This is a genomic window from Ruegeria sp. AD5 (genome assembly GCF_056542345.1).
This window is the reverse complement of the sequence record NZ_JBQFZR010000001.1, coordinates 191,936-208,001: the sequence shown is the minus strand read 5'-3', so window position 1 is coordinate 208,001 and position 16,066 is coordinate 191,936. Positions and strand designations below refer to the sequence as shown.

Here is a 16,066-nt window from a genome sequence, read left to right as displayed (position 1 = left end):
CATGTTCCCATCAATGATTGCCGGGTTTGCCCTGAGTTTTAGCCTTATATTGGCGATAGGCGCTCAGAACGCCTTTGTTCTGCGCCAAGGCCTGCGGCGCGAGCACGTCTTTGCACTGTGTCTGACCTGCGCAGTGTCTGACGCGATACTGATCGGGGCGGGTGTTGCAGGGTTCGGCACCCTGGCTCAGGCCGCGCCGTGGTTTGAAACGGTGATGCGCTATGGTGGGGCGGTGTTTCTGATTTGGTACGCCCTACGAAGTTTTTGGTCTGCCTGGCAGGGAGGGGCGGTGATGGATACCGCAACAGGGCAGCGCACCAGCCTGCGTGCGGCCATGCTAACTGTGCTGGCCTTCACTTGGCTCAACCCCCATGTATATCTGGATACGGTCGTATTGATCGGGTCGATATCGGCCCAATATTCAGATCGCATGGGGTTTGCGATAGGGGCGATGACTTCGAGTTTCGTTTTCTTCTTTTCGCTCGGCTACGGTGCCAGAGTGCTTTCACCGATTTTTGCACGCCCGCGCGCATGGCAGATTCTTGATTTTATCATCGGAATCGCGATGCTTATGATCGCATTGAAACTTGTTATCATGTGAAGGGTTGTCCCGGATCAGAATTCGGTGTTCAACCGTTTGTATGACCTCACCTAATGATCAGCACCGCCCGCTTGTTGGCATGTTTTGGATGCTTGCGGCCGGGCTGTCCTTTGTGGGCATGAATGCGCTGGTGAAGGTGCTGGGAACCAGCATGAACCCCATTCAAGCGGCATTCTTGCGCTATGTCCTGGGTCTGGTGTTTCTTTTGCCCGCAATCCGGGCGATCCTCGGAACTCCATTGACCCCGCGCAATCTAACGCTGTTTGGACTACGCGGAATGGTCCACGCCATCGCCGTCATGCTTTGGTTTTTTGCGATGACGCGCATCCCCCTCGCCGAGGTGACCGCGATGAATTACATGACACCTATCTACGTCACGGTGGGTGCGGCAGTGTTCTTGGGTGAAAAGCTAGCTTTTCGTCGTATCGCCGCGATTGGTGTTGCTGTGATTGGAGTAGTGATCATCCTGCGCCCGGGCTTTCGCGAAATTTTGCCCGGCCACATAGCGATGCTAGGGGCTGCACTAGCGCTTGGTGGTTCCTATCTGCTGGCCAAAGTCATGGTCCGTGATATCCGTCCCTCAGCCGTTGTTGCCCATCTTTCGATATGGGTCACAATCGCGCTTATCCCTTTCGCCGTCGCGGTTTGGGAGCCGCCCAGCCTGCGCGATCTTGGTATACTTTTCATCGTCGCCAGCTTTGCGACTGCGGGGCACTATTTCATGACGCTTGCATTGCAGGCTGCCCCGGTGGCAGTGACCCAGCCAGTGACGTTCCTGCAGCTGATCTGGGCCACTTTGCTCGGCGCTTTGGCCTTCCATGAACGCATCGACATTTGGGTAATTGCAGGAGGCACTCTGATCCTGGCTGCCGTCAGCTTCATCACCTGGCGTGAAGCCGTGCTGAGCCGTGGCGGCACACCGCCGCAAGGTTCTGAGACCCCACCGGCGAAACCAAGAACCGTTATTGATTGACGAGTCAATAAAAACCGCTTAGCCTTCCTTGCACTCAGGTATGGCGAAGAGGCGAAGATGCCAAAACTCGGAATGGAGCCGATCCGGCGGGACGCGATCGTCAAGGCGACGATCGCCGAGCTTGGCGCGCAAAAATCCCTTGATGTCACCGTTAGCCAGATCGCCAAACGCGCAGGGATGTCCAGTGCATTGGCGCATCATTACTTTGGGGGCAAAGAACAGATATTCCTAGCCGCGATGCGGCGTATCCTGACGGATTTTGGATCTGAAGCGCGCGCACAACTCAGCACGGCAGATCCGGAAGAGCGCGCACAGGCCATCATTCGTGCCTGTTTCGCGCCATCATGTTTCACACCGGATGTTATCGCAGCTTGGATGACTTTTTATGTTTTGGCGCAAACCAACGATGATGCGCTGAGGCTCTGGCAAATCTATCAGGCGCGCATCCGCTCGAACCTGATCCATGCGTTGCGTCCACATATGAGTGACCCGAGCGAGGCTGCCGAAGGTATGATCGCGCTGATCGATGGGTTGTACATCCACTCTGCACTGAATTCCCCACAAGAGCCGCAGCGGGCAGTCACCCATGCGCTGCGGGTACTGAGAGTTTTCCTAGAGGCCGAAAAATGACAAAGCCGAATATTCTGATCCTGATGGTGGATCAGCTCAACGGGACCCTCTTCCCCGACGGTCCTGCAGAATGGTTGCATGCGCCGAACCTGAAGAAGCTGGCGGCAAGATCAACGCGTTTCGCAAATGCATACACTGCTTCGCCGCTCTGTGCTCCGGGACGTGCGAGCTTTATGTCGGGTCAACTGCCATCGCGCACTGGCGTCTATGACAACGCCGCCGAGTTCAGCAGCGATATCCCGACCTATGCCCACCACCTTCGTCGTGCAGGATATTACACCTGCTTGTCCGGCAAGATGCACTTTGTTGGCCCAGACCAGTTGCACGGGTTCGAAGATCGTCTGACTACTGATATCTACCCGGCAGATTTCGGTTGGACGCCGGATTATCGTAAACCCGGTGAGCGCATCGACTGGTGGTATCACAATATGGGCTCGGTCACTGGGGCAGGCATTGCCGAGATTTCCAACCAGATGGAATATGATGACGAGGTCGCATATAACGCCAAGGCCAAGCTATATGACCTTGCACGCGGCAAGGATGATCGCCCCTGGTGTGTGACCGTCAGCTTCACGCACCCACACGATCCTTACGTGGCGCGACGCAAGTACTGGGATCTGTATAAAGATTGTGAGCATCTTGAGCCACAGATCGCGGATCTGGGATATGACAATCAGGACCCGCATTCCAAACGTATTTTCGATGCCAATGACTGGCGCAGCTTCGACATAACGACCGAGGATATTCGCAAATCCCGTCGCGCCTATTTCGCCAATATCTCATATCTGGATGACAAGATCGGTGAGATACTGGAGGTTCTGGAAACGACGCGTCAAGAGGCGATCATACTGTTCGTGTCCGACCACGGCGACATGCTGGGTGAGCGCGGGTTGTGGTTCAAGATGACTTTCTTCGAAGGCTCTTCCCGCGTGCCGCTCATGATTTCGGCCCCCGATCTTCCAGTTGGTCGCATCGATACACCAGTTTCGACGATCGACGTGACACCGACGCTTGGTACGTTGGCGGGCGTCGATATGGCTGAAATCTCACCTTGGACGGATGGTGAGGATCTTGTGCCTTTGGCAAAGGGCACAGACCGAACCGCGCCGGTTGCAATGGAATATGCCGCCGAGGCCTCATACGCTCCTTTAGTTTCTTTGCGTTATGGCAAGTGGAAATACAATCGCTGTACATTGGACCCCGATCAACTGTTCGATCTCGAGGCTGATCCGCATGAGATGGAAAATCTCGCTGGCCTGCCCGAACATGCAGGCACCTTGCAAACACTGCGTGCTAAATCCGAGGCGCGATGGGATTTGGATCGCTTTGACGCCGATGTGAGGGCCAGCCAAGCCCGGCGCTGGGTGGTTTATGAGGCACTGCGGCAGGGTGGCTATTATCCTTGGGATTATCAGCCTCTTCAGAAAGCGTCTGAACGGTACATGCGCAATCATATGGACCTGAACGATGTCGAGGATAGCCAGCGTTATCCGCGTGGCGAGTAATCCTTTACATTTTTGAAATTGCACCCGTCGGAAGTGCAGAGATTTTTCGTCGAAAAATCTTGCCCCGAAGGTGAACGGAGACACGAATATGGAAGCAGATTTTGTCATTGTTGGCGCCGGTTCTGCTGGTTGCGCGATGGCTTACCGTCTGAGTGAGGCCGGAGCCTCGGTTCTGGTGATCGAGCATGGCGGCACAGACGCCGGACCCTTCATCCAAATGCCTGCCGCCCTAAGCTATCCGATGAATATGTCGCGATATGACTGGGGCTACAAATCCGAACCCGAACCACATCTGAACAATCGTCAACTTGCTTGCCCTCGGGGCAAGGTGATCGGAGGGTCTTCTTCGATCAATGGCATGGTCTATGTGCGCGGTCACGCGCGAGATTTTGACACCTGGGCCGAGATGGGCGCAGATGGATGGTCTTACGCAGATGTGCTGCCGTACTACAAACGCATGGAAACCTGGCATGATGGTGGTCATGGCGGTGATCACACCTGGAGAGGCACGGATGGACCTCTGCACGTGTCGCGAGGGCCTCGTGAAAATCCGCTGTTTAAGGCGTTCGTCGATGCAGGTCAGCAGGCTGGATATGAGGTCACTGGCGACTACAACGGTGAGAAACAAGAAGGTTTTGGGCCGATGGAGCAGACCGTCTGGAAAGGACGGCGCTGGTCGGCGGCGAATGCGTACCTTAGGCCAGCGCTCAAGCGGCAAAACTGCGAAATCATCCGGGGTCTTGCGGCGCGCGTGATTATTGAATCCGGGCGCGCATCCGGGGTCGAATTGATCCGGGGTGGCAAACGGGAAGTGATCACGGCACGGCGTGAGGTTGTGTTGGCAGCTTCGTCGATCAATTCGCCTAAACTGCTGATGCTTTCGGGGGTTGGACCTGCGGCGCACCTGGCCGAGCACGGTATCAAAGTGGTCGCCGACCGCACTGGCGTCGGCGCCAATCTGCAGGATCACCTAGAGCTTTATATTCAGCAGGCCTCGATCCAGCCGATCACGCTTTACAAGCATTGGAACCTGATCAGTAAGGGGATGATCGGAGCGCAATGGCTGTTTACCAAAACAGGCCTTGGCGCATCGAACCAGTTTGAAAGCGCCGCCTTTGTGCGTTCGAAACCGGGTGTGGAATATCCTGACATACAATATCATTTTCTGCCGATGGCGGTTCGCTATGATGGGCAGGCGGCAGCCGAAGGGCACGGATTCCAGGCGCATGTGGGGCCAATGCGGTCGCCCTCGCGCGGCGCTGTGACTCTGCGATCCGCCAAAGCCGAAGACGCGCCGGTGATCCGCTTCAACTACATGAGCCATGACGCGGATTGGGAAGACTTCAGAACCTGCATTCGCTTGACCCGAGAGATCTTTGGACAGCAGGCGTTCAAACCCTTTGCCGGTAAAGAGATCCAACCGGGGGCGGAGGTTCAGTCGGACGATGAGCTAGATGCCTTTATCGCCGAGCATGCCGAAAGCGCCTATCACCCTTGCGGGACTTGCCGCATGGGACGTGCGGATGACAAGGATGCCGTTGTCGACCCGCAGGGGCGTGTGATTGGGGTGGATGGATTGCGCGTCGCCGATAGCTCGATTTTCCCGCAAATCACCAATGGCAATCTGAACGCGCCGTCGATCATGGTGGGTGAAAAGATGTCGGACCATTTGCTGCAGAAAGACCCTCTGCCCAAAGCGAACGACCAGCCCTGGATAAGTCCGAGATGGGCAACGGCACAGCGCTGACACATCCAAAACCCACGGTGTGCATTTATCCTGAAAGCTGGTTGATTGCGCTCAGAATTTGATCGGCGTCAAAGCGGAGTGCGACAGTCATGTTTAGCCTTGGGATGTAACGCTGAAACAAGGAGCCAACTGGATGTCTCATACCCCGCATGAACTGGCTGAAGAGTTCCCCGACAAGCTCGAAGTGATGAGCCAGCTCAAGCAAACGGATGCGCATTTTGCCCGACTTGCGGATGAGTATCATGAGGTCAACCGCACCGTGCATCGGGCTGAAACCAATGTTGAGCCGATGGAGGAATTGGCCGAGGTTGATTTGCGCAAGAAACGCGCGGCGCTCAAGGACGAGATCTGGGCGATCTTGTCAAAAAGCTAAGGATTAGGCGGGGGCTCTGCCCCCGGACTCGCAGGATATATATGGCCAGATGAAGATCAGGTGACCTCATAAGGCAGGGTGCCGCGGCTATGGGCGTCGATGGTCAGGCGGCGCTCTAACGGTGGGACCGATCTTTGGTGGCAGGTCTGGCGCTCGCAGATGCGGCAGGATATGCCGATGGGCTCGTAAGCGCTCGCGTTGTTTATGTCGAGATTATCGGCGTAGACCAATGCTTCGGCATGACGAACCTCACATCCCAAGGCGATGGCATAGCGGCGGACAGGAGCACCGAACGAGCCTCCGGATTTTGAAACATCACGAGCCAATGAGATATAGCGGACGCCATCCGGTGTCTCGGCTAGCTGTTGCAGGAAATGACCCGGGGTCTCGAATGCCCGGTGGACATTCCAGAGTGGGCAGGCACCGCCGAAACGGGCAAATTGCAAGCGCGTAGCTGAATGGCGTTTGGTGATCGTTCCGGCCTGATCGACACGGACAAAAAAGAACGGAATCCCCTTTGCGCCGGGGCGCTGTAGCGTGGACAGGCGGTGCGCCACCTGTTCAATCGATGCCCCGAACCGGTTGCTGAGCAGCTCCAAATCATGCCGATAGTCTTGCGCTGCGGACAGGAAAGCGCCGTAAGGCATCAGCGAAGCCCCGGCAAAATAGTTGGCGAGGCCAATTTTGGCGATGGCGCGGGCCTCATCGCTTTGGAAACGGGCGAAATCCAGCGTTGCTTCAAGCAGCTTATCCTGACTGATCAACGCCACCTGCAGCAGCAGTTGGAAGACCTGCGTTTGTGGTGCGGCGCGCGAGGAAAGGCGCAGGGTTTTGTCACCAGCATAGTAGCTGCGTAAGGTTTCTGTGTCGGCGAAAGTGACGTGAATGCCGCGTTCTGACAGGCTGTTCAGGGCGACTTGCCGAATATCGCTGGTTTCATCGGCACGGCTGGCGAAGCGTTCGGCGGCGCGGTCAACGGCGTCAATATAATTGTCGCAGTAGTGAAAGAAATCGCGCACCTCTTCCCATGGGCTGGCCTGAATACGGGCATCCTCGCGGCCCAATGCCTCGTCGAGCGAGGCGAGGCGTTCATGGGTCTGACGATAGGCGCGGTGTAACTCGATGAACGCGCGTGCAAGCGCGGGCGCATTTGAAGCGGTGAGCCTGAGATCAGCCAGAGGGGGTACTGTTTCGGCAAACACCGGATCGGCCAGTGCTTCGCGCATGTCCGAAACCAATCGTTCGCTATCCCCTGTGCTGAGTTCGGTCACATCCATACCAAACTCTTGCGCCAGTGCCAGAACAACCGTCGTCGAGATCGGGCGGTTATTGTTCTCCATCTGATTCAGATAGGGCAGTGAAACGCCCAGTTTTGCGGCGAAATCCTTCTGCGTGAGGGTCAGGCGTGTGCGCATCTCGCGCAGCTTGGCGCCAGCGTATAGTTTCTGAGTGGCCATGGCGGTTCTTTGCAGCTTTACTGACTCTGCAGGCTAACTTTGCAAACCCGGTCGCGCAAGCCGCCTACAGGCCCAATTGCCGTTCGCGCCAAATAACAACGCTGATCGCGCAGATTGCCAGCGCGGCGGTTGCCAGCATCAGCCACAGCAGTGGCATCGCGCCAGTTTCATGCGTCAGCAATGCGCCTGCCAGAGCGCTGAGTGCCGCGCCGCCTCCCAACATGATTGCACCGCTCAGACCCGAGGCTGTGGCCGCCAGATGTGGGCGGACCGAAAGCGAACCGGCGGTTGCATTCGGGATCGCCATGCCGTTGCCCAAACCGACAAAGGTCATCAGGCCAAAGAAGCTGAGCGCCGTTCCGAGGTCCACCAGAAACAGTAGGGCCGACAAGGCCACGCCGATGGCATTCAACCAGCACCCCCAGCGGACCATACGGTTGACGCCGAAGCGAACCGAGAACCGGCCGCTGATGAAGTTGCCAAAGAAATAACCAATCGCGGGCGCGCCGAAATAGATGCCGACCTCGGCAGCAGTCATGCCAAACACCTCGGTCCCGATAAAGGGTGCGCCCCCGAGATAGGCAAAGAACGCGCCCGAAGAGAAAGCCGAGGACAGGGAATAGCCCCAGAAACGCGGCGAAGTCAGCAGCTCTGGGTATTCGCGAAATTGCTGCATCAGCGTTTTGCCACTTGCGGCAGCGGTTTCGCCAAAATCTTGGTAGGTCAGCACCAACGCTAGCGCCGCAAGGGCAAACGGTAGCCAGAAATTGGCTTTCCAGCCAAAGGATTCTTCAAGAAGCCCGCCGACCGCAGGACCAATCATCGGAACGACCGCCATCCCCATGGTGACATAGCCAAGCATCGAGGCCGCCTGGTCCTGTTCGTACATATCCCGCACAGCCGCACGGCTAAGGACAATACCAACGACAATGACCGCCTGACACATTCTGAAGGCCAGAAACATCTCGACATTTGAGGCGTAAATACACCCCAGTGTTGCAAGCAGAAACAGGGCGAGTCCCCACAACAGTACAGGCCGACGCCCGGCTTTGTCGGCTATGGGTCCGATCAGGATTTGCAGGGCCGCATTCACCAGAAGATACAGGGCGATCGAAAGCTGCATCACCTTGTAGTCAGTCTGAAAATAGGTCGCCATAAAGGGAAGGCTGGGCAGGTACAGATTCATGCTCAGCGCTGATAGTCCCGACAACAAAACAAGTGTTGCAAGCGTGGGGGGTGTGCGGCTGACAGAAGGCGAACTGAACTGCATGGTTTACCTTTAGACCCTGATGGCGCGAAATGCCATCGGCAGTTTGACTTGTTGTGTTAATTAACAGATTTGCAGTTATCTAAAATAGCATTGCCAAAAATTTGCAAATTTGCCGAAAACTTCTTTAGCCGCTGTACCCCACTCGTTATGGTCGCGCAAATTCTCTTGGGAGACTATCGACATGAAAGACATCCTTTCCGAGCTCGAAGGCCGTCGCAACAACGCGCGATTGGGCGGTGGGCAAAAACGCATCGACGCACAACATGCCCGCGGAAAGCTAACGGCACGCGAACGGATCGAGTTGCTGGTAGACGAAGGCAGCTTTGAAGAGTTTGACATGTTTGTCAGCCACCGTTGCACCGATTTCGGAATGGAAAAACAAAAGCCTGCGGGTGATGGGGTCGTGACCGGCTGGGGTACGATCAATGGCCGCATGGTCTATGTCTTCAGTCAGGATTTCACCGTGTTCGGTGGATCGCTGTCCGAAACCCATGCGCAGAAGATTTGCAAGATAATGGATATGGCAGTTCAAAACGGTGCGCCGGTGATCGGGATCAACGATTCAGGCGGGGCGCGGATTCAGGAGGGCGTCGCTTCATTGGCCGGATATGCTGAGGTGTTCCAGCGTAACATCATGGCCTCAGGCGTCGTGCCACAGATCAGCGTGATAATGGGGCCGTGTGCAGGTGGTGCGGTTTACAGTCCTGCAATGACCGACTTCATCTTCATGGTCAAAGACACCTCGTACATGTTCGTGACCGGCCCAGACGTTGTGAAGACCGTCACCAATGAGGTCGTGACGGCGGAGGAACTGGGAGGGGCTTCGACCCACACCAAAAAGTCGTCGGTCGCTGATGGCGCGTTTGAAAACGATGTGGAGGCGCTGGCCGAGGTGCGCCGTCTTGTCGACTTCCTTCCGCTCAACAATCGCGAGAAACCGCCGGTTCGTCCGTTTTTTGACAGCCCTGACCGGGTCGAGACATCGCTGGATACGCTGATCCCGGACAATCCGAACACGCCGTACGACATGAAGGAACTGATCACCAAAGTGGCGGATGAGGGTGATTTTTACGAGATTCAGGAAAACTACGCTAAGAACATCATCACCGGTTTTATCCGGCTTGAAGGGCAGACTGTGGGCGTCGTGGCCAACCAACCCATGGTATTGGCAGGATGTTTGGACATCGATAGTTCCCGAAAAGCGGCCCGGTTCGTGCGGTTCTGTGATTGCTTTGAAATCCCGATCCTGACGCTTGTTGATGTTCCGGGCTTTCTGCCGGGCACTTCGCAGGAGTATGGCGGCGTGATCAAGCACGGCGCGAAACTGCTATTTGCTTATGGCGAAGCGACCGTGCCAAAGGTCACCGTAATCACGCGTAAGGCCTACGGTGGCGCGTATGATGTTATGGCCTCCAAACACCTGCGCGGCGACTTCAACTATGCGTGGCCCACGGCTGAGATCGCGGTGATGGGCGCAAAGGGCGCGACCGAAATCATCCACCGCGCCGATCTGGGCGACGCCGACAAGATTGCGAAACACACTCAGGACTACGAGGACCGGTTCGCAAATCCCTTCGTCGCGGCCGAGCGCGGCTTTATCGACGAGGTGATCATGCCACAATCGACCCGCCGCCGTGTATCACGTGCATTTGCGAGCCTGCGCGGCAAGCAACTGAAGAACCCTTGGAAAAAGCACGACAATATCCCGCTGTAAATGCCCGCCGAGGAGGCCCGAGCCGTAAATGCCCCGATTGACCGGACATAAGACCGCGCAGGTTGCAACAGCTCTGCACGCTCCCTCGGAGGAAGGAAACCGCCGCTGGCGGATCCGGGGATGCGCCGGGGTTTTTACGTTGCTGGTCGGAGTAGGTTCGGCGCTGGCCTCAAACCTGCTGCCCGTGCCATCGGGTCAACCGGTCGAGCTTAGCGATGTGCTTCTGGACACCAATCCGGGTGAGCTTTGGGTGCGGTTTCGGTTCATTGCACCCAAGATCGGATCGACTGCAGGTCGTATCACATATGATGTCGCCGTAGTCGACATGGAGCATTTGTGTGAAACACTGGCGGTGCCTTATGTGGCCCAGCACGAATTGCAGCCTGCCCGGATTGTGATTTCGTTTTCGGACAGACCGGTAGCGTTCGGCACCTCCGAACCTGACGCAACGCAGTTCTTCGAAGCCTACCGGCTGGATCAATCCCGGTGTATCTGGGAGGGGCTCTGACCATGAACCAACAATGTCACGGTCTCAGAGTGTCCCGATACAGTGATGCAGCTCTGGAGGTTCGCATGATCACTTCAATCCCGCAGGCATGTCCGATGGCCTGCCATATCTGGAACTTGTCCGTTGAGGTTTCGCAATGCTGAAACATCGCGGTTTCCCCGGACGTTTGCCCGGAACAGACTTCCAGTTCACCATTCGGCGGGCCAATCCCAAGGGCGTTACGCCGCTGACCCAGCGAGAACGCTTTCGCGATCGCAAACCCGCCGACAAGCGCGCAGATGTCGCGTTTATCGAGGCGTTATGGGCGCATTTTGGTGATCAACCCTTTGAGCGGGGCAATCTGGACGCGGGCCGTCTAAGTTGGCTGTTCGGGCGTGAGGTTGTCGCCGCCGAAGACCCGTTTGATCCTGCAAGCTATGATGCTCTGCTGGTGATCAATCTGGACGCCGCGCGCCTATCTTTCCCTGACGTGTTCGACGGAGCGCGCTGATTGTGACCGGGGCTGCCGCACATAACACTCAGATGATCAGTGACACTGGAACCCTGCCCGCTAATGGGCAGGGTAGGCTGTTTTCATCAGAAGTTGAGTTGCGCGGCCAACTGGACACGATTGCCGTCGAATGTGTCGCCGGAAATTGTGTCGTTCCGCTCTCCATAGATGTATTCGGCGCTGAGCGTCAGGTTGTCTGTCGCCTTGTAAAAGGCATTGACGTGGATCGTCTCAAGCTCGGTGAACGACAAAGTACCGGTCGATGTAGGCAGGTCGTAGTCTTCCTTGCCATAGGCGATGCCGACGTTCCATTTGGAACTCAGGTCCTGACGGAATTCGATGGTGTAGCCATCAACATCGTTGGCCTGACCCCCGACGATTGCATCGCCCAAGCCGATCAGGTAGGGGCCAAGTGCCTCGCCGTTGACATAGTTGACCTGAAACAACCCTCCTTCCCACGGTCGGATCGAGCCCGACAAAGAGAAACCGGTCTGATCGACCTCGACGTCGCCGGATTGCGCCTTGCCGTAGAGCGCCGAGGCACGAGCGATGTATTTGCCATCGTTGTATTCGACCGAACCAGTCAGCACGGGATCATCCGAATCCGAGCCGCCGACGTTTTCTTCAACGGAAACGGCGAAGGTGGTATTCGATCCGATATTGTTGGTGTAGCGCACCTGCGGAACGCGCGCGAAAGCGATCCCGACCGGCCCGTTAAATTCCACCGAGGTCGGGTAGGTGTCCAGAGGTTGGAAATTGGTCCAGTATTGTCCGATCAGCCATTGTTCCCCAATTCGGATATTGGCATGACGAATTCGGAATTCGGCGGTTCCGTCCGAGCCGAAGGCATCGACTTCGATCTGGCCCTGAATGTCACCGATTCCCGAAGGCGTGCTGGTGCGCAGGCCGATACGAGACTGACGGACTGTGGCGCCAAACGTACCATCTGTCTCGGCCGAGGGTTCACCAATCACGTTTACGAATGCGGTGTCGCCCTGATCGTATTCGAAGTCATAGAAGAAGTCGGCTTTGACATAACCGTAGACGTCCAGAGTGGTGTTGCCGATCTGCAGATCCCCAGTGCCAGACCCGGGATTGGAGGATTCCAGCGCTTCGACCCGGGCGCGCAGTGCATCCAGTTCAGCCTGAGTTTGTGCATCTTGCGCCAAGGCTTGCATACCGGTCACGGAAAGCGCGCTGGCAGCAAGCAGGCTAGCAGTTTTACCCTTTGTTATCATATGGATAGTTCCTTGTGTGCGAGTGTGCAGGGGCACCGTTCCACGCAACTGAATTCTTGGGAAATCACCAAGTTGAGAGAAGATGCTCTCAATTTTTCAAGCAAAAGTGTCGGTAGACATGTGACGTTTCACGCTGCGGTGAAACCGGAATCTAAGTTACTGTCACCGGAAGGATTTTTGCGTGAGTTTGTAGTAATGTTGCGTGAGGTGCCTCGCGCACTGCCTCGCTACAAGTCTTCGATTTGTAACAGGAACGTGACGGATTTCAGACGTAGTCGTCGCTGTCCGGGCGATTACGACGTCGGCGCAAATCTGCGTGGTGCCACGCTGGATGGGCAGGTTTCAGCCGGAATCTCAGATGGAAACAATAACTGGTTGGCGGCCAGAATTGTGCTGTGCACAGTGATTGGGCCGTGCGGCTCTACTTTGCCTGCGTCGCACAAGCACCTACTATTCCGTACCCCTTCCTTCCGCGGGCAGGCTTGTGTTCCCCACAGAGTTCTGTCCGCGGTTTTCTTTTTGTCAGGTTTGGACAAAAAGCGGCAAAAACCTGCGCAATTCGCAAGTTTGTGGTCCGTGTTATTGCATAACAAGGCGCGAAATCGGCATCTGCTCTCAAAGACTGCAAAAAATTTAGAAGGGCAGAAACCATGCGAATCAAACGAATTTCCCTTGCGTTGGCAACCTGCGCGGGTTTGGCGGCCTGCGGTGGCTCGACCGGTGAACAGGCGATCCTTGGCGGCGGTGCGGGGGCTCTGGGGGCGGCGGTCCTCAGTGCAGATCCGCTGCTTGGGGCGGCAGTCGGGGCTGCGGGCAACGTGCTTTACTGCAAGACCCAGAACAACTGTAACTAAAGCTGAATTTAACGGGGCTGGAAAAGTCCCGTCCGTCATTGCGCATCACGCCGTCGCGGGGTCAACGCCCCGCGGCGGCGTTTTGCGTTTCCAGAACATCAAGCCAAAGGACGTTCCATGTTCAACAAGATCCTGATCGCAAACCGGGGCGAGATTGCCTGCCGGGTCATCAAGACCGCCCGCAAGATGGGCATTGGCACGGTTGCCATCTATTCAGATGCTGACAAGAACGCCCTGCATGTTTCAATGGCGGATGAGGCCGTGCATATCGGCCCGCCGCCCGCCAACCAGTCATACATCGTCATCGACAAGGTGATGGATGCCATCCGTAAAAGCGGCGCGCAGGCGGTCCATCCCGGTTATGGCTTTCTGTCCGAGAACTCCAAATTCGCCGAGGCGCTGGATGCCGAAGGCGTCGCCTTTGTCGGCCCCCCGGTCGGTGCGATCGAAAGCATGGGGGACAAGATCACCTCGAAGAAGATCGCGCAGGAGGCCGGGGTTTCGACGGTGCCCGGTTACATGGGCCTGATCGAAGACGCCGATGAGGCAGTGAAGATTTCGAACGACATTGGCTATCCGGTGATGATCAAGGCCAGCGCTGGCGGCGGTGGCAAGGGCATGCGGATTGCGTGGAATGACGAAGAGGCGCGGGAAGGTTTCCAGTCATCCAAGAACGAGGCCGCGAACTCCTTCGGCGACGACCGGATTTTCATCGAGAAATTTGTGACTCAGCCGCGCCACATCGAGATTCAGGTGCTCTGTGACAGTCACGGCAATGGCATCTATCTCGGGGAACGCGAATGCTCGATCCAGCGCCGGAACCAGAAAGTTGTGGAAGAGGCGCCATCGCCGTTCCTTGACCCTGAAACCCGCAAGGCGATGGGCGAACAGGCGGTCGCGTTGGCCAAGGCTGTGAACTATGCCAGCGCCGGTACGGTCGAGTTCATCGTGGATGGCGAAAAGAACTTCTACTTCCTCGAAATGAACACCCGCCTGCAGGTGGAACACCCGGTGACCGAACTGATCACTGGTGTCGATCTTGTCGAACAGATGATCCGTGTGGCCGCTGGTGAAAAACTGTCGATCACGCAGGATGACGTCACCCTGACAGGCTGGGCGATTGAAAACCGTCTTTATGCAGAGGACCCGTATCGTGGCTTCTTACCCTCGATTGGCCGCCTTACCCGTTATCGCCCGCCGCAGGAGGTCGCAGCAGGCCCGCTGCTTGTGAATGACAAATGGCAAGGTGATGCGCCTAAAGGGGATAGCGCTGTGCGTAACGATACCGGCGTCTATGAGGGCGGCGAGATCAGCATGTATTACGACCCGATGATCGCCAAGCTGTGTACCTGGGCATCGACCCGCGAACAGGCGATTGAGGCGATGCGCGTGGCGCTGGACAGTTTCGAAGTCGAAGGCATCGGTCACAATTTGCCATTCCTGTCAGCGGTCATGGATCACCCGAAATTTGTAAGTGGTGACATGACGACCGCTTTCATCGCCGAGGAGTATCCGGACGGGTTTGAAGGCGTCGACCTTCCCGAAGAAGATCTGCGTCGCATCGCAGCCTCGTGCGCTGCCATGCACCGGGTTGCCGAAATCCGACGCACCCGCGTATCAGGCCGGATGGACAACCATGAACGGAAAGTCGGCAAACGTTGGAATGTCGCTCTGCAAGGGCAGGATTTCAGAGTCAAGGTTAAGGCTGACAAACAGGGCGCGACTGTCAAATTCAAAGACGGGTCAGCTCTGCGTGTGTCCTCTGACTGGACGCCGGGTGACCAACTTGCGGTGTTGGACGTGGATGGCAGCCCGTTGGTCTTGAAGGTTGGAAAGGTATCGGGCGGGTTCCGTATCCGAAACCGAGGGGCTGACCTCAAGGTACATGTGCGCACCCCGCGTCAGGCCGAACTGGCCCGCCTGATGCCCGAGAAGCTGCCGCCTGATACATCGAAAATGCTGCTCTGCCCAATGCCGGGCTTGATCGTGAAGATTGATGTGGAAGTAGGTCAGGAGGTGCAGGAAGGTCAGGCACTTTGTACCGTTGAGGCGATGAAGATGGAGAACATCCTGCGCGCCGAGAAAAAGGGCGTTGTCTCCAAGATCAACGCGGGCCCCGGCGACAGTCTGGCCGTTGACGATGTGATCATCGAGTTCGAGTGATGATGCGCGCACCTGCGACATATCTTTCAAGGTTCCCAGCGGCTTCCGCCGGGATCTTGAGGCATGTCGCAGGTGCTCAGCCGCCCTCACGTCGTTCGCGGATTTCGCGTTCGCGCAAAGGCGTCTTGTCAATGGATCGGCCAATCTCACGCACGCTCCATGGGCTGGGTTTGCGCAGTTTGACGACACCATCCTTGTCGACAAACACCATCTGGAAACCACGCGGTCGCAGTTTTGATCGGATCGATGATCGCGCCGCCGGATCAGTATCGGTCAAGACAATCACGTCGCGATCCCGCATTGCGTCCTCGCCTTCGAGTAACATGTCAATCTGTTGCTGGAATCTTGGGTCTGCCGGGGTATCGGCAAAAACGACGATCGGGCGATGCGTCCAGAGAAAATCGCTTAGATCGTTGTCAGCTACTGGACGAACAAAGCTGTCATCCGCAGGGGCAGTCGCGTCGGCGGCCAAGGCGGCCAACGGGAATAGTGCCGAGAAAACAAAGGCAAGCGTGCGTGTCATGAGGCCTCCTGTTGTGATGA

At 56.7% G+C, this 16,066-nt stretch carries 15 protein-coding genes; 11 read left to right on the top strand and 4 right to left on the bottom strand.

Going from position 1 to position 16,066, the window contains the following annotated elements; genetic code table 11:
• Position 1 precedes the first annotated feature (1 nt).
• The 6 genes from ACR0JG_RS01025 to ACR0JG_RS01000 all read left to right on the top strand — a co-directional run bounded on the left by ACR0JG_RS01025 (position 2) and on the right by ACR0JG_RS01000 (position 5,829).
• A complete protein-coding gene (locus tag ACR0JG_RS01025) occupies positions 2-601 on the top strand; it encodes a LysE/ArgO family amino acid transporter (RefSeq protein ID WP_170401545.1) in 600 nt (199 codons plus the stop codon).
• A gap of 40 nt (positions 602-641) precedes the next feature.
• On the top strand, positions 642-1,574 hold the full coding sequence (locus ACR0JG_RS01020) for a DMT family transporter (RefSeq protein WP_170401542.1): 933 nt from the start codon (positions 642-644) through the stop codon (positions 1,572-1,574).
• A gap of 57 nt (positions 1,575-1,631) precedes the next feature.
• Positions 1,632-2,204: a choline-binding transcriptional repressor BetI gene (betI, locus tag ACR0JG_RS01015; RefSeq protein ID WP_170392164.1), complete on the top strand. Its 573-nt coding sequence runs from the start codon at positions 1,632-1,634 to the stop codon at positions 2,202-2,204.
• Positions 2,201-3,709, top strand: a complete 1,509-nt coding sequence (gene betC, locus ACR0JG_RS01010; RefSeq protein ID WP_170401539.1) for a choline-sulfatase — start codon at positions 2,201-2,203, stop codon at positions 3,707-3,709. Before betI ends, betC begins: the two co-directional genes overlap by 4 nt.
• Positions 3,710-3,797: 88 nt before the next feature.
• Positions 3,798-5,456, top strand: coding sequence for a choline dehydrogenase (gene betA, locus ACR0JG_RS01005; RefSeq protein ID WP_480567236.1), 1,659 nt, complete (start codon positions 3,798-3,800; stop codon positions 5,454-5,456).
• A 133-nt stretch (positions 5,457-5,589) separates the two neighbouring features.
• The gene (locus ACR0JG_RS01000) at positions 5,590-5,829 is read left to right on the top strand and encodes an HP1242/YdcH family protein (protein ID WP_170392158.1); all 240 of its coding nucleotides are present in this window, start codon (positions 5,590-5,592) and stop codon (positions 5,827-5,829) included.
• Between the two features lie 56 nt (positions 5,830-5,885).
• Here ACR0JG_RS01000 and ACR0JG_RS00995 read toward each other — a convergent pair whose 3' ends face one another.
• Positions 5,886-7,286 carry a helix-turn-helix domain-containing protein gene (locus tag ACR0JG_RS00995; RefSeq protein ID WP_480567234.1) on the bottom strand — a complete coding sequence of 467 codons (1,401 nt, stop codon included), beginning with the start codon at positions 7,284-7,286 and terminating at the stop codon, positions 5,886-5,888.
• 64 nt (positions 7,287-7,350) lie between these two features.
• The gene (locus ACR0JG_RS00990) at positions 7,351-8,556 is read right to left on the bottom strand and encodes a multidrug effflux MFS transporter (protein ID WP_480567232.1); all 1,206 of its coding nucleotides are present in this window, start codon (positions 8,554-8,556) and stop codon (positions 7,351-7,353) included.
• 181 nt (positions 8,557-8,737) lie between these two features.
• Between ACR0JG_RS00990 and ACR0JG_RS00985 the strand changes: the two genes are divergently transcribed.
• The 3 genes from ACR0JG_RS00985 (at position 8,738) to ACR0JG_RS00975 (ending at position 11,268) form a co-directional block, all read left to right on the top strand.
• Positions 8,738-10,270, top strand: coding sequence for an acyl-CoA carboxylase subunit beta (locus ACR0JG_RS00985; protein ID WP_480567230.1), 1,533 nt, complete (start codon positions 8,738-8,740; stop codon positions 10,268-10,270).
• A 28-nt stretch (positions 10,271-10,298) separates the two neighbouring features.
• Positions 10,299-10,778: a DUF6497 family protein gene (locus tag ACR0JG_RS00980; RefSeq protein WP_480459624.1), complete on the top strand. Its 480-nt coding sequence runs from the start codon at positions 10,299-10,301 to the stop codon at positions 10,776-10,778.
• Positions 10,779-10,914: 136 nt separating this feature from the next.
• Positions 10,915-11,268, top strand: coding sequence for a hypothetical protein (locus ACR0JG_RS00975; protein ID WP_480567228.1), 354 nt, complete (start codon positions 10,915-10,917; stop codon positions 11,266-11,268).
• Between the two features lie 86 nt (positions 11,269-11,354).
• Here ACR0JG_RS00975 and ACR0JG_RS00970 read toward each other — a convergent pair whose 3' ends face one another.
• A complete protein-coding gene (locus ACR0JG_RS00970) occupies positions 11,355-12,506 on the bottom strand; it encodes a DcaP family trimeric outer membrane transporter (protein ID WP_223116802.1) in 1,152 nt (383 codons plus the stop codon).
• Positions 12,507-13,156: 650 nt separating this feature from the next.
• Here ACR0JG_RS00970 and ACR0JG_RS00965 point away from each other — a divergent pair.
• Both ACR0JG_RS00965 and ACR0JG_RS00960 read left to right on the top strand, forming a co-directional pair.
• Positions 13,157-13,360 (top strand): hypothetical protein, encoded by a 204-nt coding sequence (locus ACR0JG_RS00965; RefSeq protein WP_170392147.1) that lies wholly within the window; start codon positions 13,157-13,159, stop codon positions 13,358-13,360.
• Positions 13,361-13,477: 117 nt separating this feature from the next.
• Positions 13,478-15,523, top strand: a complete 2,046-nt coding sequence (locus ACR0JG_RS00960; protein ID WP_480567227.1) for an ATP-binding protein — start codon at positions 13,478-13,480, stop codon at positions 15,521-15,523.
• 76 nt (positions 15,524-15,599) lie between these two features.
• Here ACR0JG_RS00960 and ACR0JG_RS00955 read toward each other — a convergent pair whose 3' ends face one another.
• The gene (locus ACR0JG_RS00955) at positions 15,600-16,046 is read right to left on the bottom strand and encodes a DUF4174 domain-containing protein (protein WP_480567226.1); all 447 of its coding nucleotides are present in this window, start codon (positions 16,044-16,046) and stop codon (positions 15,600-15,602) included.
• Positions 16,047-16,066 lie beyond the last annotated feature (20 nt).